This window comes from Anoxybacillus sp. MB8 (assembly GCF_011006755.1).
GTDB lineage: Bacteria > Bacillota > Bacilli > Bacillales > Anoxybacillaceae > Anoxybacillus > Anoxybacillus gonensis.
Map to the genome: position 1 here is coordinate 65,260 of NZ_RXXX01000005.1, position 17,446 is coordinate 82,705.

At 44.1% G+C, this 17,446-nt stretch carries 19 protein-coding genes and 1 riboswitch; all 19 genes read right to left on the reverse strand.

Going from position 1 to position 17,446, the window contains the following annotated elements; genetic code table 11:
- The 19 genes from cobM to EKC99_RS03490 all read right to left on the reverse strand — a co-directional run bounded on the left by cobM (window position 1) and on the right by EKC99_RS03490 (window position 17,339).
- On the reverse strand, window positions 1-768 hold the full coding sequence (cobM, locus tag EKC99_RS03400; protein ID WP_021094029.1) for a precorrin-4 C(11)-methyltransferase: 768 nt from the start codon (window positions 766-768) through the stop codon (window positions 1-3).
- Complete coding sequence (gene cobI / locus EKC99_RS03405; RefSeq protein WP_021094028.1) at window positions 765-1,466, reverse strand: precorrin-2 C(20)-methyltransferase; 702 nt, start codon at window positions 1,464-1,466, stop codon at window positions 765-767. Before cobI ends, cobM begins: the two co-directional genes overlap by 4 nt.
- Complete coding sequence (gene cbiE / locus EKC99_RS03410) at window positions 1,456-2,667, reverse strand: precorrin-6y C5,15-methyltransferase (decarboxylating) subunit CbiE (RefSeq protein WP_163150532.1); 1,212 nt, start codon at window positions 2,665-2,667, stop codon at window positions 1,456-1,458. The genes cobI and cbiE overlap by 11 nt, the downstream gene beginning before the upstream one ends.
- On the reverse strand, window positions 2,633-3,745 hold the full coding sequence (locus EKC99_RS03415; protein ID WP_163150534.1) for a cobalt-precorrin-5B (C(1))-methyltransferase: 1,113 nt from the start codon (window positions 3,743-3,745) through the stop codon (window positions 2,633-2,635). Before EKC99_RS03415 ends, cbiE begins: the two co-directional genes overlap by 35 nt.
- 2 nt (window positions 3,746-3,747) lie before the next feature.
- Window positions 3,748-4,395: a precorrin-8X methylmutase gene (locus EKC99_RS03420; RefSeq protein ID WP_163150536.1), complete on the reverse strand. Its 648-nt coding sequence runs from the start codon at window positions 4,393-4,395 to the stop codon at window positions 3,748-3,750.
- Window positions 4,396-5,172: a precorrin-6A reductase gene (gene cobK / locus EKC99_RS03425; RefSeq protein WP_163150538.1), complete on the reverse strand. Its 777-nt coding sequence runs from the start codon at window positions 5,170-5,172 to the stop codon at window positions 4,396-4,398.
- Between the two features lie 10 nt (window positions 5,173-5,182).
- The gene (locus EKC99_RS03430; protein ID WP_163150540.1) at window positions 5,183-6,010 is read right to left on the reverse strand and encodes a sirohydrochlorin chelatase; all 828 of its coding nucleotides are present in this window, start codon (window positions 6,008-6,010) and stop codon (window positions 5,183-5,185) included.
- A 5-nt stretch (window positions 6,011-6,015) separates the two neighbouring features.
- Window positions 6,016-7,536, reverse strand: a complete 1,521-nt coding sequence (cobJ, locus tag EKC99_RS03435; protein WP_163150541.1) for a precorrin-3B C(17)-methyltransferase — start codon at window positions 7,534-7,536, stop codon at window positions 6,016-6,018.
- Between the two features lie 6 nt (window positions 7,537-7,542).
- On the reverse strand, window positions 7,543-8,322 hold the full coding sequence (locus EKC99_RS03440) for an energy-coupling factor ABC transporter ATP-binding protein (RefSeq protein WP_163150543.1): 780 nt from the start codon (window positions 8,320-8,322) through the stop codon (window positions 7,543-7,545).
- Window positions 8,306-9,028: a CbiQ family ECF transporter T component gene (locus tag EKC99_RS03445; RefSeq protein ID WP_021094020.1), complete on the reverse strand. Its 723-nt coding sequence runs from the start codon at window positions 9,026-9,028 to the stop codon at window positions 8,306-8,308. The genes EKC99_RS03440 and EKC99_RS03445 overlap by 17 nt, the downstream gene beginning before the upstream one ends.
- The gene (locus EKC99_RS03450) at window positions 9,021-9,290 is read right to left on the reverse strand and encodes an energy-coupling factor ABC transporter substrate-binding protein (protein ID WP_163150545.1); all 270 of its coding nucleotides are present in this window, start codon (window positions 9,288-9,290) and stop codon (window positions 9,021-9,023) included. The genes EKC99_RS03445 and EKC99_RS03450 overlap by 8 nt, the downstream gene beginning before the upstream one ends.
- Window positions 9,287-10,015: an energy-coupling factor ABC transporter permease gene (locus tag EKC99_RS03455; RefSeq protein ID WP_033383458.1), complete on the reverse strand. Its 729-nt coding sequence runs from the start codon at window positions 10,013-10,015 to the stop codon at window positions 9,287-9,289. Before EKC99_RS03455 ends, EKC99_RS03450 begins: the two co-directional genes overlap by 4 nt.
- Before the next feature lie 17 nt (window positions 10,016-10,032).
- On the reverse strand, window positions 10,033-10,395 hold the full coding sequence (locus tag EKC99_RS03460) for a (2Fe-2S) ferredoxin domain-containing protein (RefSeq protein ID WP_019417908.1): 363 nt from the start codon (window positions 10,393-10,395) through the stop codon (window positions 10,033-10,035).
- Between the two features lie 157 nt (window positions 10,396-10,552).
- Window positions 10,553-10,734, reverse strand: a riboswitch (cobalamin riboswitch).
- A gap of 83 nt (window positions 10,735-10,817) precedes the next feature.
- Window positions 10,818-11,852 (reverse strand): LacI family DNA-binding transcriptional regulator, encoded by a 1,035-nt coding sequence (locus EKC99_RS03465; RefSeq protein WP_019417910.1) that lies wholly within the window; start codon window positions 11,850-11,852, stop codon window positions 10,818-10,820.
- A 54-nt stretch (window positions 11,853-11,906) separates the two neighbouring features.
- Entirely contained in the window at window positions 11,907-12,176 is a 270-nt protein-coding gene (locus EKC99_RS03470; protein WP_240468792.1) for a DUF4968 domain-containing protein, read from the reverse strand.
- Between the two features lie 19 nt (window positions 12,177-12,195).
- Window positions 12,196-13,710, reverse strand: coding sequence for an alpha-amylase family glycosyl hydrolase (locus EKC99_RS03475; protein WP_163150547.1), 1,515 nt, complete (start codon window positions 13,708-13,710; stop codon window positions 12,196-12,198).
- Between the two features lie 97 nt (window positions 13,711-13,807).
- A complete protein-coding gene (locus EKC99_RS03480; RefSeq protein WP_009361935.1) occupies window positions 13,808-14,650 on the reverse strand; it encodes a sugar ABC transporter permease in 843 nt (280 codons plus the stop codon).
- A gap of 1 nt (window position 14,651) precedes the next feature.
- Window positions 14,652-15,935: a carbohydrate ABC transporter permease gene (locus tag EKC99_RS03485; protein WP_163150549.1), complete on the reverse strand. Its 1,284-nt coding sequence runs from the start codon at window positions 15,933-15,935 to the stop codon at window positions 14,652-14,654.
- A gap of 111 nt (window positions 15,936-16,046) precedes the next feature.
- Window positions 16,047-17,339 carry an extracellular solute-binding protein gene (locus tag EKC99_RS03490; RefSeq protein ID WP_163150551.1) on the reverse strand — a complete coding sequence of 431 codons (1,293 nt, stop codon included), beginning with the start codon at window positions 17,337-17,339 and terminating at the stop codon, window positions 16,047-16,049.
- Between the last annotated feature and the right edge of the window lie 107 nt (window positions 17,340-17,446).

The window sequence follows — 17,446 nt, forward strand, 5'->3', positions numbered from 1 at the left end:
TCACTTCCCTCCCTTGCGATAGCCGTGAGTAAATGTTTCATCGTACAATTTCGAGCGATACGATTCATCTAGTTCATTCGAAAGCGCCCATCCCGCTAAAATAAGAGCGTGTTGGCGAATGCCGTGACGCTGCATATCTTCATGAAGCATACCAACCGTTGTGCGTACAATTTTTTCGTCTGGCCACGTCGCCTTATACACAACAACGACAGGCGTTCGATCGCTCCATCCCGCTTCAAGAAGAGCAGCAGTTATTTTTTTCGTTAACGTCGCGCTTAAAAATAGGGCAATCGTACAATGATGTTTAGCAAGAGAAGCGAGCTGTTCTTTTTCTGGTACAGGCGTTCTTCCTTCTGCACGCGTAAAAATAACCGTTTGCGTTAAGTTCGGCACCGTCAACTCCACTTGCGCCGCAGCGGCAGCAGCAAATGCTGAACTGACTCCTGGTACAATTTCTACGTCGATTCCCTCTTTTTTCAAAAGAGCAATTTGTTCCAACGTCGCTCCATAAATCGACGGATCGCCTGTATGAAGCCGCACGACAACGTGTCCTTTCTTTACTTCTTCACACATAAGCGAAACGATTTGTTGTAAATGCATGCCAGACGTACGAAAAATACGCGCTTCTCTTTTCGCATATGTAAGCAGCTCTTCATTGACGAGTGAATCAGTATAAAAAATCGCATCCGCTCGCTGCAACAACTTCATTCCTCTGACTGTAATTAAATCGCTCGCTCCCGGACCAGCTCCAACAATATATATTTTCACTTTCTCACCACCATCAACGTTAAATATGGCAACGACACATGTTCTAATTGCCCGATGTCCCATAGCACTTCTTCATGTGACGTCACTTTCGTCACAACTGCCGCTTTTTTTGTTAAGTTCATCTCTTTTAAAATCGATAAAAGAAGCGGCATCACTTTCGCGACTTTTAAAAAAATGACACAATCATGCGCTTCGATCGCTTTTTTCATTGCGTCGTAATCATCTCGTGCGGGAACGATCGCAATCGTCTCATCCCCATCAGCTAGCGGTAATTGCAACCGTGCTGCCGCCCCATTGATAGAAGAAACACCGGGAACGATTTCGATCGATACATCTGGATATTTCATTTGCATCGTGCGCATAAAATGAATACACGTGCTATACAAAAGCGGATCTCCTTCCGTCACGAATGCAACATGTTTTCCTTGGCGCAAATGTTCCCATACATCATTTACCGTTTCATCCCATTTTTCGCGCAGCACGTTTTCATCTTTTGTCATCGGAAAAACGAGGCCAAGCATATGCTTTTCGGATGGGGAAAAGTATGCCTCTACAATTTGTTGCGCATAACTTTTACTGCCGTTTGTCTTTTTCGGATAGGCAATGACATCTGCTTCTTTTAAACGCCGAAACGCTTTTACCGTCAATAGTTCAGGATCGCCCGGACCAACGCCTATGCCATATAACTTACCGATCATTTTTTTCATCCTTTCGTGCTGAAATAATATAAATTGGATTTAACGCATCAAAACGTGTCAATTGTAAAATCGGTTTGCTTCGTGAAAATTGGGCAAGCAAAATATCGGCATGATACCCATATTGCCGAAACGCTTCCATCGCTTCATATAGCGTTTCAATCGTCACCGCATTCACGACGATGCGTCCCCCTTGTTTTAACCGTGCGCAACAAACCGCAACAATATCCCGTAAACTTCCTGATGTCCCTCCAATAAAGACGGCATCTGGATCAGGAAACTGTTCTAAATGTTCTGGCGCTCGACCGTGAACAAGTGTAAAATCCGCACGAAACTTTTTCATATTTTTCTGACATATTTCTATGTCATGAGCGTTTTTCTCAATCGCAAATATGGCTCCTTCACGAGCCATTTTTGCTGCTTCAATCGCTACCGATCCTGTACACGTCCCGATATCCCACACGACGCTTTTTTCATGAAGGCAAAGCGCTTGCAAGCTTAAGACGCGAACTTCTTTTTTCGTAATAAGCCCTTTTTCTGGTTTCCGCTGAAAAAACTCTTCATCCTCTATACCAAACGTCCAACTCGGTCCTTTATGGACACGTCGTAAAACAACAATATTTAAGGAAGCGAACATACCATCTTTCATCTCTTCTAACGTCATAAATCGACAACGTTCGTTTTCTCCCCCAAGGTTCTCCCCAACAAACGCCTCATATTCTGTCATCCCATATTCTAAAAGATATGAAGCAATCGCACGTGGATCGTTCGTTTCATCTGTTAAAATGGCTACTTTTTCTTTTCCATCTATACGCTGAGCAAGCCCTTTTATCGAACGTCCGTGCAAACTAACGACATATGCATCGTGCCAGCTTTCCCCCATTTTCGCAAACGCCCATTGGAGAGAACTGACAGAGGGATATACTTCAATCGGAACTTTTTTCGCTAAATAACTACCGATTCCGTAAAATAGCGGATCACCGGATGCTAAAATGACCGTTTTTTTCGGCTCGTTTACAAGCGTTTCAAAAAGCGATGATAAGTTGCTTCGAATGACGATTTTTTCCCCTTTGTAGTGCGGAAAAAAAGATAGGTGCCTTTCTCCGCCAACGAGCCGCTCGCTTTCATGAATCCATCGTTCATACAGCGAAGGAAGAGAATTTCTTCCATCAGCTCCAATTCCGATTAATTTCATTCGCTCCATCGTTTCGCACCGCCCTTCCTAACCGTTGTCCTTTTAATGTATAAAGTGTCGTTTCAACGATCATTCCTCCATTCACTTCCCGCAACGCATGTTGACAACAATAATCACATAACAAATCGAAAAACGATAAATATCCTGCTTCATACATCATATCTCCAACTTGTGACGCAGTATTCGCTTGTTTCACCGCTTCAATGAGGGGCTTCGGAGCACCCGCTTGCTTCGCAACTTCTGCCAAAAATTGAAAGTCAACAGGCGCACTTTTAGAATGAACCATCATGATGCCTTGGGCGACTTTTGAAAATTTCCCCATCATCCCAACGAGCGACACCGTTTGAATCCGAAGCCTTTTACATTGTTTCAACGTAAATCCAACAAAATCGCCCATTTCAATAAATGCTTCTTCTTTCAAATGAGGATATTGTTTCATCGCATACGTTTCGCTTCTTCCGCCTGTCGTGAGAACAACGTGATCACAACCGCAAGCAACCGCCACTTCGAGCGCGCGTACAATACTTGCTCGGTACGCGGACGTGGAAAACGGAACGACGATGCCACGAGTTCCTAAAATAGAAATGCCACCAACGATCCCAAGGCGCGCGTTTAACGTTTTTTTCGCTATTTCCTCTCCATTTGGAACAGAAATGATAATGCGTACTCCACGTGTTAAACGATGCTCGATCAGTAAATGACGGGCGACGTCCGTCATCATTTGACGCGGTACGGGATTAATCGCTGCTTCGCCAACTGGAATAGGCAATCCCGGTTTCGTTGCTCTTCCGACTCCTTCTCCTCCGTCGATATGAATTCCTTCTTCCGCCCAGCAAACTGTCGCAACAATAGAAGCACCGTGCGTCACATCAGGATCGTCCCCCCCATCTTTCACTACGGTCGCGCTCGCTCGATCTTTCTCAATTTCACAAGAAACGATCGGAAAAGTGACTTCCCGCCCGATCGGCAACATAATTGTCGCTTCTGTTTGTTTCCTTCCAGTAATAAGCGCACATAACGCCGCTTTTGTCGCAGCCGTTGCACATGCACCAGTCGTATATCCTTCGCGCAATTTTTCTTTCTCCATACTTATTCTCGCTCCGCTAAAATAGACAAGGCATTTAAAGCGGCAACCGTAACCGTGCTCCCCCCTTTTCGTCCAACGTTCGTAATAAACGGCACGTCAAGCTTTGCTAATTCTTCTTTCGATTCCGCTGCCGAAACAAAGCCGACCGGTAAACCGATAATGAGTCCTGGGCGCGCTTCCCCTTCTTTCACGAGACGAATAAGCTCAAGAAGCGCTGTCGGCGCATTCCCGATCGCAAATATTCCTCCATCCGCCTCCTTTACTCCTTTGCGCATCGCAACAATTGCTCGCGTCGTGTTTAATCGCTTCGCCTCTTTCATGACATCATCATCAGAAATATACACGTGCACACTCCCACCATATTTTTCAAGACGTGCTTTGTTTATTCCAACTTGCACCATTTGCACATCAGCAACGACTTTTTTTCCTGCGCGAATCGCTGAAATGCCCGCTTCAATCGCACGTGGATGAAACAATAAACTTTTCCCTAATTCAAAATCAGCGCTCGCATGAATGACGCGCTGAACAACCGCATATTGTTCGTTTGTAAACGAGTGTTCTCCGATTTCTTCATCAATGATTTGAAAGCTTTTTTGTTCAATTTGTTCTGGCTGAACAGTTAACGGGCGAAACGTTGTTCGAAAATCCATTTATTTTTCTCCTTTCATTTTTATTTCCTCTAACGCGCGAATGACGTCAGAAAACTCGTGATAAACGACGGGATAAGAAAGTTTCGGCCGACGAATAACGACCGTTTCAATGCCAAGTTCTTGGGCTGCTGCAATTTTTTCATCGACAAATCCAACTTGTCCGCTTTCTTTCGTCACAAGAAGCGTCACACCGAAATGTTGCATCAAAGCAATATCTAATTGTTTCGTAAATGGACCTTGCATCGCGATAATGTTTTCTTGCGGAAAGTGCAATTGCTCACACAATTCCATGTTGTCTTTTCGCGGCAACATGCGGGCAATTAAACGAACATCAGGAAGCGGAAGCAACATCTCAGCAAAAATCGGCAACGTTTTACTTCCCGTCGTCAACATCACTACCCCTTTTTTATTTGCTGCATACTGCGCTGCGGCTTCATAACTATCAACAAATGTAACGCGATCGTACGTAATGACGCTTTCTTTTCGTTCATACCGAATGTACGGAACATTTGCTTCTCCTGCCGCTTTCATCGCTTGACGCGACGCTTCTTCCGCAAACGGATGGCTCGCATCAACAATCGCTGTCACTCCTTGTTGTTGAATAAGCTGAACCATTTCACACGCTGTTAAACGTCCGACATGCGCATGCAATCCAACATGTGCCATTTGTTCTGCTGCATGCTCCGTCACAACTGTTGCAAACACATCATATCCAGCATCGCGAATCGCTAAAGCCAATTGACGTGCATCACTCGTTCCAGATAGCATCATAATCATTCGTTTCACCTCAATGTTCGTGATGATGGTGATGATGGTGATGGTGTTCAGCGACATGAATGCGATATTGACACGTATCGCAATTCATTGACACGAAATCACCTATTGCTTCTTGTAAGCGATCGAGCACAATCGTTTGTAGCGACGGATGAAAGCCGAAATAATGCGCCAGTACAAATGACATGTGCGGATACATGCTTTGAAACTCAGAAACTTTCTTTTCTAATCGCTTAATAAGCACACCTGTAAATAAAAAGTAAGGTAAAACAACGATTTTTTTTGCTCCGAGCTTGACACATCTGACAACAGCCTCATCTAATGAAGGATTTGTGACGCCCATAAACGCTGGTTCAACGATCGCCTGTTTATTTCGCTCCCAAAATAAACGGGCAATTTTATATAAATCGCTATTGGCATCTGGATCGCTCCCGCCGCGCCCAAGTAAAATGATCGCCGTATGCTCATCTAAAACAACCTCTGCTTCTTTTAAACGATCTTGTAAAATCGTAAATGTTGCATCGTGAATGCCAAGCGGTCGTCCATACGTAAACGAAACGTGCGGATAGCGTTGTTTCGCTTCATCAATGGCTGCTGGAATATGTAATTTCGAATGACCAGCTGGTAGCAAAATAATCGGAATGATGACGACATCTTTCGCTCCCTGTTCCACACAATGAGCAATGCCGTCAATGACCGATGGAACACCAAACTCTAAAAAACATGTATGCACATAAAACGCTTTATCGATTTGCGGACGGATCGTTTGTACAAACTGGCGAACTTGTTCGTTCCCTTCTTCATCACGGCTTCCGTGTCCAACAAATAAAATAGCTTTCATCTTTTTCACTCCCCACATGCAGCTGGCTCTACTTTCATTGTTTGTCCGTAAACAAAGCCACCGACTTCTTTTTTTCGTTCAAAAAATGTATGGAAACGTTCTTTTGTATATGCTTCTTCCTTGTATTGCTCAATAATACGTGCAATCGTGGCAACAATGTCATCTGGATGAATTCCTTCAGCAACAAGCTGACCCGGATGAGCGTTTCTTCCCACTGTTTTTCCTCCTAAAAATAAATCAAATGCCCCTTTTCGATAAACGACGCCAATATCTTCATTTACTGCACCGTAACACGCCATACCGCACCCATTAAATCCGAGACGTAACTCTTTCGGTAAAGACGTCCCACCAAATTGCTTATACAACTGTTCAGCATAAGGAATGGCATCTTTTTTCTCCCCGTCGCAAAAATCGCACGCTTTCATCACAAGCACATCCCCAACTGGCGCAACTGTTAATCCTGCTGCTAAAAAAGAGGCAATGACTTCATCCGGTCGCTCTGTTTCCATTGTCACCTTTAAATAATGATCAGGAGTATACACAATCGTCCCTCGTTCGCCAACGATGCGTGCAATATTCGTCATTTGTTGTGGTGTCAACGTTTTATTTGCCACTCCCGGACTAATCGCTACTTCTAACCGTTCCATCTTTTTTGGAGACGTCACTTTTTCATATGCTTCTTCCGCTAATGTGCGCACGTTCGCGAGCGCCCACGGTTCTGCTTCTGGCCGTAACCGTTCATGCGGCTTTAACGGTTGGACAGCGCTTGATAGCGTATATTTTCGCTCGTAACCGCGCGGGGTAATCATCAAACCATCATGAACGAATGTAGAAGAGTTTCCGATAATGACAGTCGTTAGCATACCAATCTCATGTTGTAACATATCTCCTAAATTTGTAATGACGACATGTTGCCGCTCGCGATACGCGCTTTTGACAAGTCCAACGGGCGTATTTGGCGAACGATATGTTAATAAAATGCGCTGCGCTTCAACGATTTGTTGCGTACGGCGGCCACTTTTTGGATTGTATAGCGCAATGACAAAATCCGCTGCGGCAGCCGCTTCAATTCTTTTCGCAATCATATGCCACGGAGTTAAATGATCGCTTAAACTAATCGTACATGCATCGTGCATAATCGGTGCCCCTAACAAAGCAGCGCAAGAATGAATCGCTGAAATACCTGGGATAACTTCCACTTCGACTCCTGTTTCTTTTTTCCATCCTTTTTCAATTAACACTTCATAAACGAGTCCCGCCATTCCATAAAGTCCAGCATCTCCGCTTGAAATGACAGCTACCTTTTTGCCGCGCTCCGCTTGCTTGATCGCCTCTTGGGCCCTGCTTACTTCTTCCGTCATTCCAGTACAAATGACTTCTTTTCCATGAATGAGATCCATTACTAAATCAACATACGTTTTGTATCCGACAATGACGTCGCTTTCCGCTATCGCTTCACGCGCCCGTTTCGTCATATGATCCACACTTCCCGGTCCAAAGCCAACAACAAACAGTTTTCCCGCCATATATCTTCACCCCTTTTTCCATCGTTCAATCCATTGCGCGAATTGTTGTTCAGTATACGTCTTCTTCTCATACTCCCATATGCGTAAAAGAAGCGGTAATGGGAAATGAAGTTCACGAAATATATTCGTTTGTGTAAATACAAAGGCAGGTGTTCCGTGCAAAACGATGCGCCCATCATGCATGACAAACACTTCGTCCGCCCACTGCCAAACAAAATCGAGATCATGTGTAATAACGACAAGCGTCGTACCTGCTTCGTGCAACTCATTTAATTTACTGATTAAGCGCTCGCTTTGCAAACCGTCTAAATAAGCAGAAGGCTCATCGACAATAAGTAAGCGAGGTTGCGGAGCCATAGCTACCGCAAGCGATAACCATTTTTTTTGTCCAAGACTTAAGTGGTGAATCGGTATATCTCTCCATCGATGAAGTGAAAACTGCTCCATCACTTCATCCATCCGCTCACGATTTGATTCCAAACTAATCGCCAGTTCTTCTTCAATGGTCGGAGCTAAAAATTGGTGTTCTGGGTTTTGAAAAACGACGCCGACATGTTGTCGTAACTCGCGCCTTAACCGCCGATCTTCTACCTTTTTTCCTTCCCAATACACGTCTCCTCTCGTCGGACGGTAAATGCCGTTTGCATGAAGGAGCCATGTCGTTTTTCCACAACCATTTTTCCCAATTAACGCATATTTTTTCCCACGCTCAATCGTAAGCGATACACCTTTTAGCACATATGCGCCGTTTTGGTACGTATAATGAACATCATGAAACGTTAACATATAAGCCCTCCATCATAAGTAAAACAACGAGCCACACACATGTTTCGATCACATATTTTCGCGGCAATTGTTCGTCCGCACAAATCGGAAAAACAAATGATGCGTTCCTCGCCTCTTGTGCAATGATCGTTGCTTCATAGTCGCGCATCGTTTGGCGAAACAGTTGTGCAACGGCAAGTGAGGCGAGGCGCCAACTTCGTTCGCCATTTTTTATTCGCACCGTCATAAACAAATGCATCGCTGCTTTTTCTAACACAAAAATGAAGCGATACGTCAACAACAATAGCTCAATAAATGCTTTCGGGACGTGCCATTTGCTTAATGCATGAGCAATGCGAAAAAACGGCGTTGTGATCGCGAGAAAAAAGAGAGTAAACGAACTTGCCAATGCCCTCAAGCAAATCGTCGCCACTTCCGCCATATTTTCACCGACAAAGTGAATCGTTCGATCAACGGTAAAAAGAAGTGGAACACAGCTTCCGATCATGATAAGAACTATAACAATAAAAAAGTGAACACAAACACGCCAAGGTAAGCGCGCATGATAAAGAAGCCAGACGAATAGCCAAACGATAATGATACAGCGAACGACATTCGTTCCACATAACGCCCATATGAGCAACATACACGTAAGCATCAATTTAAATGTGACATTTAATTTAGCAAGCTTGTTTCGATAAGCCCATTCGTCAAGCCAACTAACCATTTCGCTTTCGCCCTTTATATAGCCCGATAATATATCCAATCACTCCAGCACCGAGCGCTGCTTGTACCGAAAATAGCAACGTCTCTACCTCACCGCCTGGCGGCTCAAATAAAACATGAAACCACGGTTCATAATGCGGAGCGGTTTGTTGAATCATTTCTTCCGCAAGCGTATCAGTCCCAGCGAACTCCGTATTTTTCACAATAAATAGCGGCAACACGATCAACAGAGCGGCAATGAACAACAATAGACGATTGCTCATTTAAAAAACACTCCTCTCTCCTCTAACACATCTAACTCTCGCTTCGAGTACGTATGCAAAAAGTTCCATACAACAACGGTAAGAAGTCCTTCCGTAATCGCAAGCGGAACTTGTGTCAGTGCAAAAATGGAAGCGAATTTCAAAAATGCGCCCCATACGCCGCTTGTCACATCTGGAAATGCTAGGGCGAGCTGAAACGACGTCATGACGTATGTCGCCAAATCAGCCATCATCGCTGCTAAAAAGACGGATATACGCACGGATATTCCACACTTTTTACATATAACAAACAAACCGTACGCAACGAGCGGACCAACAACAGCCATAGAAAAAGCATTCGCCCCTAGCGTCGTCAAACCTCCATGCGCCAGCAAAAGCGCTTGAAATAATAGCACTGCTGTACCGATGACCGTCATAATAAACGGTCCAAATAAAAGCGCACCAAGTCCTGTCCCAGTCGGATGCGAGCTACTTCCCGTCACCGATGGAATTTTTAATGCCGAGAGAACGAATGTAAACGCCGTCGCGAACGCAAGAAGTAGTTTCACCTCCGGCTTTTGTTTCATCAAATGTGAAACATGGCGCATGCCAACAAAGAAAAATGGCAAAAAGAGTAACCACCAAACGAGCGCCCAATGCCAAGGTAAAAATCCTTCCATAATATGCATCGCATATGCAGATGGAGAAAGGGCGAAAAGAATGTACACAGCAATACAAATCGTCATCCACCATGTTTTTTTTCTCACTTTTCTTTCCCCCTTGTCGCCTGACTATATTTCGGCATCTTAAAATTTTCATCATATGTGTACGTCACGTAATCACATAACATGTCGCCATCACGTATATGTTTTCGGACAATGTCCCGTGCAACGTGCTCATCGATCGTACGATACCAAACACCTTCTGGATACACGATAACAACACACGCATCTTCACAGCGACCGTTGCACCTCGTTCGCGTCGTATGCACGTCGGCATGTAGTTGAAGTTGATCAATTTCATCACGAATGGCTTGCGTCACCTCCTCTCCTCCCTTTCGCATGCAGCTCCCTCCGTTGCAAATGAGCACATGATGCTTCGTTCCTTGCAAATTCCACGTCGCCATATATCTTCGCTCCTTTTATCAAAAATAAAAAAAGCACCCCTAGGCAGAGGTGCAGAAAAAACGAAAGATTCAAAAAATAGAGCATACGCCATCTAAGCATACATCATCGCTATAACGTCCATCGTTCCCGCACGTCTACCTATATTCCCGTAGGCAGCCGACGTATCGCAAGCAGGCAGGTCTCCTGGCTTAGGTTCATCATTTCGCTGCGCCTTCCCAAAAAATCAGTGGCACGTTGCAACGAAACTCCCCATCACAGTGGCGGGTACCGCGACGGCTTTGCACCGTTCTTCCCTTTTCAGCATACGTTTGTATGCACCGTACTTGCTCATCGTATATGCGTTTTCAAAGAACATGATGTTAATCATATGATACACCATTTTTTTCTTCTTGCCTATCCTGTTTACGAAAAAAGCACCTTCTTATTCAGAAGGCGCTTTGTAGTAATCGCACGAAAATCGTTTCACGAGCGTATGTGGAATGATAATTCGTTTAATCGGCTCATTCGGATTTTCGATTTGTTGTATTAAATTTCTTGCCGCTTCAAAGCCAAGTTGGAAAATGTTAATGTCTACCGACGTTAACGGCGGACGGGAAATTTCCGATAAAAGGACGTTGTTAAAGCTGACGATCGATAAATCCGTTGGCACGCTTAAGCCCATTTCTGCAAGCGTATTTAAGACACCGAGCGCCATTAAATCGTCGGCGACAACGAGCGCAGTTGGCGGCTCAGCGAGTGAAAGCAGCTCTTTCATCGCCTCTTGTCCGCCTTCTTTTAAAAACTCTTCATGTACAATGTAATCTTTTCGATACGTCAGCCCTGCCGATTTTAACGCTTTTTCATATCCGCGCAAACGATCCATCGTCACAATGAGATTGACGTTTCCGCCGACAAAAGCGATGCGCTCATGACCGAGTTCAATTAAATATTCTGTCGCCTCGCGCGCCGCGCGCACGTTATCGTTATCGACATGTGTAATTTCCTCCGCTTTTTTATGCGGTTTCCCGATGACGACAAACGGCACGTCTTCTTTTTGCAAATACGCCATAATTTTATCGTTCGCACGCGAATACAGCAAAATGACTCCATCGACGCGCTTTCCTTGTACCATATGCACGACGCCATCGTAAATTTCCGCTTCCGTTTCCCCCGTCGATAACTGCAGCGCATATTGACGATCGTGCACCGCTTTACTGATGCCGCGAATGACTTCTGGGAAAAACGGGTTTTGAAACGCCTTATCCGCTGAGCTTGGCATAATTAAGCCGATGACTTGCGTCGACTTATTTGCTAAGCTGCGCGCGATAAAATTCGGATGATAGCCAAGCTCTTTCATCGCCTCGCGCACTTTTTTCTTCGTTTTCTCGCTAATGCGCGGGCTATCTGCGATGACACGTGAAACAGTCGATGGTGCGACATTCGCTCGCTTCGCTACATCTTTAATTGTTACTGTCATAAAAAATCCCCCATCTCTTACAAAACAATTGCCGCTTCCTCTACCGCTCGTTGTTCACCGTTTACAACAACCGTTGACGGTATCGTGTTTATGCATCGCAACGACCGCAGGACTGACAGAGACGTACTTTTGGTCGAACGGATCGATCGTCACTCGAACGATATCATCACGATAAAAATGTATTTTACCCGATGCCCGCTCGCACGTAAATGCAAATATTTGCTTTTTTCCTTCAATTTTTTGCACATGTCCAATCGGTTGCCATCTTTCCGATTCATCTGTCTGATCGACCGGCCGAATCGCAAAACTTGTATCTTCTAGCATGCTCTCTCCCCCATCATCATTATGCTTTTCGTTTGCGCGCGAAGTATAAAAACAGACCAAATGCCGTATATACCGCAAGAAGCGCCGCAATAAACGGAATGTTTAATCCCGTTTTTGGCGCAAGCACGTAAATTTCCGCCGTTTCGCGATCTAAAATGATGTCGTACTTGCCGTCTTTGCTGCGCACTAAATCTCCCGCCAGCAACCCGCGCAATTCTTTTCCTTGTTCTAGCTCATCGTCGAGCGTCACTTTTTGCGTTTTTGATGTATTGTTAATCGCAATTACCGTCGTTTCCTTTTCATACGTCCGTTTAAACAGAGCCATGCCGTCTTTTTCATAAAGCAATTCAAAATCACCGCGACGAAGCGACGGAAGTTTTTCACGCAATTCCCCGAGCTTTGTCACATAGTCAACGAGCTCTTTATCGGTACGGAAATTCATTAAACGACGGTTATCTGGATCTTCCCCGCCATCAAGCGCAATTTCTGTTCCATAGTACATGATTGGCATGCCCGGCGCTGCAAACAAATACGTCAATCCGAGCTTTAAACGCGTCACCGGATTGATGCGATTTTGCAACGCTAAACGCGTAAACCGAACGGTATCGTGATTATCTAAAAACGTTCCGAGCAAATACGGTCGATCATAAAACGCCGCATTTCGCTTCCATACGTTGTAAAGCGGCTCGATCGATTGATCGACGTTTGAAAAAATGGTTGACGCCTCTTTGTAAAACGGAAAGTCAATTAACGCATCGATGCCATGCTTCCCATATTCCGCGACATAGCGCGGATCGTCATGCCATACTTCTCCAAGAAGGAAAAAGTCTTGTTTCACCGACTTCACTTCTTTTGAAAACTCGTCCCAAAACGATTTTGGCACATGTTTCACCGTATCTAAACGATATCCGTCAACGTCTGTTTCTTTTATCCACCATTTCGCGACATCGAATAAATACGCTTTCACTTCCGGATTTTCTTGCGCTAAATCCGGGAGGCCAAACAACCAACCGTTTTCTACTTCTTGTTGGTTCGCCCAATTAAAAATGTCTTTTTTCTCATGAAACCAATCTTTTTTCGCTGGATCATTTAGCCACGGATGATTGTAGCCCGTATGATTGACAACGAAATCTAAAATAACTTTCATATCGCGTTTATGCGCTTCTTTCACAAGCCGTTTGAAGTCATCAACCGTTCCAAAATGCTCTTCTACTTTATAAAAGTCTTCAATCCAATAGCCGTGATACCCGCCCTTTTCATTCGCAAAAATCGGCGTCAGCCAAATGGCTGTAAAGCCCATTTCCTTTATGTAGTCGAGCTTGTCAATAATCCCTTGCAAATCACCGCCATGGTATGCTTTCGGATCATGCACATTGACATCGTAATCGTTTTTCGGATTCCCGTTATTAAAACGGTCGACCATAATAAAATAAATGCGCTCATCTTGCCACGCTCGCTCCGTTTTCGCACTCGCTGGCGTCGTCACGGACAACAACAAAACAAAAATAAGTAGCGCACGAAATACACGTTTCATTTCATTTCACTCCCCATTCATTCCAAAGCTTCTTATGTTAATATATCTCTAAATAGTAAGAAAGGAAAGAACCAAAACGATTCTTTCCTTTCGTTTCTCATCCTTTTGTTCCACCTGCCGTTAAACCAGAGACGAAATACTTTTGGAATGAAAGGAAGAGAATAGCGATCGGCACAGCAATTAATACCGAACCTGCCGCAAACGTTGTAAATTCGCTACCGAACTGCTTCGCCACTAAATCGTACAATCCGACCGCTAGCGTATATTTTTCTTTGCTGCGCAGCAAAACGCTCGCTAAAATGAAGTCACCAAACGGTGCAATAAACGTAAAGAGCGCCACGACCGCAATAATTGGCTTCGCAAGCGGTAAAACGATTTGGAAGAAAATGCGCAAGTGCCCTGCTCCGTCAATTTTCGCCGATTCATCAAGCTCTTTCGGAATCGTATCTAAATATCCTTTCATGAGCCACGTATTCATCGGAATGGCACCGCCGACGTATACGAGAATTAACCCTAAATGCGTATCAACTAATCCCGTTAAAAGCGCTAAAATGAAAATCGCAATGAGCGCCGCAAAGTTTGGAATCATCTGCAAAATTAAAAACGTCATGAGCCCGTTTTGACGCCCGATAAAACGATAACGCGAAAATGAATACGCCGTTAAACTAACTAAAATGACCGAAAAAATCATCGTCAACGTTGAAATTTTTAACGAGTTCCAATACCAAGTCAAATAGTCGCTTTGCGACGTATCAAACAATTTTTTGTAATGGGCAAGCGTGGCGTTGTCTGGAATCATTTTCGAACCGGACAAACTTTGCCCCGGGTTAAACGACGAGCCAACGACCCAAAGAAGCGGATAGACGATAATGATCGTCATCACCAAAATGACTGCATACGACAACGTAAGCCGAATGAGTTTTTGTCTTTTCATATCCATATTACATCATATCCTCTTCTTTAAATGATTTTGTTCTTCTAAACTGCCATAATGCAACAGATACGACAACGAGCGAAAGCAATAACGTAATCGCCGCTGCTTTCGAATATTGCGCAGATGTCATCGTTAAACGATAAATCCATGAAATTAAAATGTCTGTCGCACCGGCATTTTGCCCGGATACCGCAGGGCCGCCACCATTAAATAAGTAAATGATGTTAAAGTTGTTAAAGTTAAACGTATATTGCGTAATTAAAATCGGCGCTGTGGCATACAACACAAGCGGAAGAGTAATTTTTGTAAACTTTTGCCAACTTGAAGCACCATCGACTGTCGCTGCCTCGTACAATTCGTTCGGAATCGCCTGCAATACCCCCGTTGTCATCGCAAAGACGAATGGGAACCCGAGCCACGTTTGAATCAAAATAAGGGCAACTTTCGTCCAAAATGGATCGGTCATCCACTCGATCGGTCCGATGCCTAATGATGCTAAAATCGTTTTATTAATGACCCCGAACGATTCGTTAAACATGCCGGAAAAGACGAGAATCGTCACGAACGCAGGAACAGCCCAAGGTAAAATGAAAATCGTCCGAATGATCGCTTTTCCTTTTAAATCTTTTTGGTTCACAATAATCGCTAAGAAAATACCGAGCGCAATTTGCAACGTCGTTGCCCCGAACGTCCAAACGATCGTCCAAGCAAGGACGTTAATAAACGTTTTTCGCCAAAGATCGAGCTTCACTAAATCAATGAAGTTTTGAAACCCAACCCAGTCAACGAGTTTAGCTGGCGGAGAATGATATAAGTCATAGTTTGTAAACGCCAATAAGACAACGAAAATAATCGGGAAAATGACGACGAATACAAGCAAAATAAAACCTGGTGAAATCATTAAATATGGAAAGCCGTTGTCGACGAGCGCACGATATTGCTCGCGCAACGAGCTAATTTTCAACCCTAAATCGCGCTTTTGCCCATTTTTATAAGCATCGCGCAAGTTAAACGCATAAAAACCGAGACCAAACACGGAAATAATAACGGCTAAAATCCCTTCGACAAGCAAGAAAATGGAATGGTCACGTCCAACGACTTCGCCGAGTGTAAAGATTCCCCACCATCCCATATTTAATAAATCTTTAAAAACGATAAGAAAAGACGCAGCTAAAATAAAAAATGAAATACCTTTCACGTATTGACGATTATACAATTGACCAAATCCCGGAATAATGGATAAACCGAGGGCAATTTTCCGATGATTCGATTGATACATTGGTGTTTCCATTGATTTTGTCTCCTTTCTAAACAATGGCGAGGAGCGCACTTAAATGTGAATGAATAAACAAAGAAAAGAAAGTTGAAGCAGTACCTCTACAAGAGAGGTACCGCTCGTTTCTTACTTGCTTGGATGGTTTGTTTCAATGTTCGTTTTAATTGTTTTTACAGCTTCATCAAGCGCTTGTTTTGGCTCTGCTTTTTGGTTTGCGACAAGTTGAAGTGCTGTCGCCATTGGTCCCCACACTTCTGCCATTTCAGGAATGTTTGGCATTGGAATCGCATATTGCGATTGGATCGCAACCGCTTTCGCTCCTTCATCTTCTGCGATTAACGGATCGTTAATGAGCGACTTCACAGGCGGAATTTCGCGCGTTAACTCAAAACGTTTTTTCGCGTTTTCTTCGTTTGTAATAAACTCAATAAGTTTTGTTGCCCACTCTGGATGTTTCGAGAACGCAGATACGTGCCAGCCTTTTACACCCATAAACGTTTTCACAGGCTCACCGTTTGGCAATTTTGGCATTGGCGCGACACCGATATCAATGCCTGCATCACGCATACCTTGGAACGCCCATGGACCGTTCATGACAGATGCTGCTTTTCCTTCGTTGAATAAGCCGTCCATCGCTGAACCGCCGTTTTCACCGATAATTCCTTTCGGGAACAACTCTTTATACCATTTTTGGATATACTCTGTTCCTTTCACTGCTCCTTCGTTATTTAAGCCAATATCGTTGCGATCTAACGCACCGTTATTGTTTTTAAATACGTAGCCGCCCATCCCAGCGATAACGCCATGTGCGAAATAGAAGTTATCCCAAAGCGCTAAGAAACCGTATTGATCGCCTTTTGTAAACTGTTTTGAGAACTGATACAATTCGTCCATCGTTTCTGGCGCTTTGTCCATTAATTTTTTGTTATAAATGAATACAGGAGTTTCTACTGCTTTTGGAAGTCCGTATAACTTTCCATCATACATTTGCGCCGCAATCGAAGATTCTGTAAACGTATCTAATACCGCTTGATCGACGTTAATTTCACGAATTAATCCTTCTGTCACGAGCTGACCGATTTGGTCGTGCGGAACAGTAATGACGTCAGGACCTGTGCCAGCCGGACCATCTAGGCGAAGTTGATCGCGTTGTTTTGTTGCCATTTCAACTTCTTTGTACTCCACTTTAATGCCGTATTTTTCTTCAAACGCTTTAATCGCCGGTTCTAACGCTACACCGCGCTTCACGTCTTCCCAAACGACAAGCTTTTCTGGTTTCGGCGGCATGCCGTCTTCCGTTACTTCTGTTTTTCCTTCATTTTCGTTTTCTTTTGGCTTTGCCTCATCTTGTGGACCACAACCTGCCATCACACCTGCAAGCAACGCAAGCGATGAAAAAATGGATACCGTCTTTTTCATTTCGACCCCTCCTGTGTTTTAAGCAATACGTACAAACGCTTTCATTTTTGCGAAAACGATTGCACAATCTTTATCTTTATTATACAAACATTTTCCGCTTTGACAAC

Excerpts from the sequence above, each read along its gene's own strand:
- cobI (WP_021094028.1), bottom strand. The coding sequence starts at position 1,466 with ATGATCGGTAAGTTATATGGCATAGGCGTTGGTCCGGGCGATCCTGAA.
- cbiE (WP_163150532.1), bottom strand. The coding sequence starts at position 2,667 with ATGGAGCGAATGAAATTAATCGGAATTGGAGCTGATGGAAGAAATTCT.
- EKC99_RS03415 (WP_163150534.1), bottom strand. The coding sequence starts at position 3,745 with ATGGAGAAAGAAAAATTGCGCGAAGGATATACGACTGGTGCATGTGCA.
- EKC99_RS03420 (WP_163150536.1), bottom strand. The coding sequence starts at position 4,395 with ATGGATTTTCGAACAACGTTTCGCCCGTTAACTGTTCAGCCAGAACAA.
- cobK (WP_163150538.1), bottom strand. The coding sequence starts at position 5,172 with ATGATTATGATGCTATCTGGAACGAGTGATGCACGTCAATTGGCTTTA.
- EKC99_RS03430 (WP_163150540.1), bottom strand. The coding sequence starts at position 6,010 with ATGAAAGCTATTTTATTTGTTGGACACGGAAGCCGTGATGAAGAAGGG.
- cobJ (WP_163150541.1), bottom strand. The coding sequence starts at position 7,536 with ATGGCGGGAAAACTGTTTGTTGTTGGCTTTGGACCGGGAAGTGTGGAT.
- EKC99_RS03440 (WP_163150543.1), bottom strand. The coding sequence starts at position 8,322 with ATGTTAACGTTTCATGATGTTCATTATACGTACCAAAACGGCGCATAT.
- EKC99_RS03445 (WP_021094020.1), bottom strand. The coding sequence starts at position 9,028 with ATGGTTAGTTGGCTTGACGAATGGGCTTATCGAAACAAGCTTGCTAAA.
- EKC99_RS03450 (WP_163150545.1), bottom strand. The coding sequence starts at position 9,290 with ATGAGCAATCGTCTATTGTTGTTCATTGCCGCTCTGTTGATCGTGTTG.
- EKC99_RS03455 (WP_033383458.1), bottom strand. The coding sequence starts at position 10,015 with ATGACGATTTGTATTGCTGTGTACATTCTTTTCGCCCTTTCTCCATCT.
- EKC99_RS03460 (WP_019417908.1), bottom strand. The coding sequence starts at position 10,395 with ATGGCGACGTGGAATTTGCAAGGAACGAAGCATCATGTGCTCATTTGC.
- EKC99_RS03465 (WP_019417910.1), bottom strand. The coding sequence starts at position 11,852 with ATGACAGTAACAATTAAAGATGTAGCGAAGCGAGCGAATGTCGCACCA.
- EKC99_RS03470 (WP_240468792.1), bottom strand. The coding sequence starts at position 12,176 with ATGCTAGAAGATACAAGTTTTGCGATTCGGCCGGTCGATCAGACAGAT.
- EKC99_RS03475 (WP_163150547.1), bottom strand. The coding sequence starts at position 13,710 with ATGAAACGTGTATTTCGTGCGCTACTTATTTTTGTTTTGTTGTTGTCC.
- EKC99_RS03480 (WP_009361935.1), bottom strand. The coding sequence starts at position 14,650 with ATGGATATGAAAAGACAAAAACTCATTCGGCTTACGTTGTCGTATGCA.
- EKC99_RS03485 (WP_163150549.1), bottom strand. The coding sequence starts at position 15,935 with ATGGAAACACCAATGTATCAATCGAATCATCGGAAAATTGCCCTCGGT.
- EKC99_RS03490 (WP_163150551.1), bottom strand. The coding sequence starts at position 17,339 with ATGAAAAAGACGGTATCCATTTTTTCATCGCTTGCGTTGCTTGCAGGT.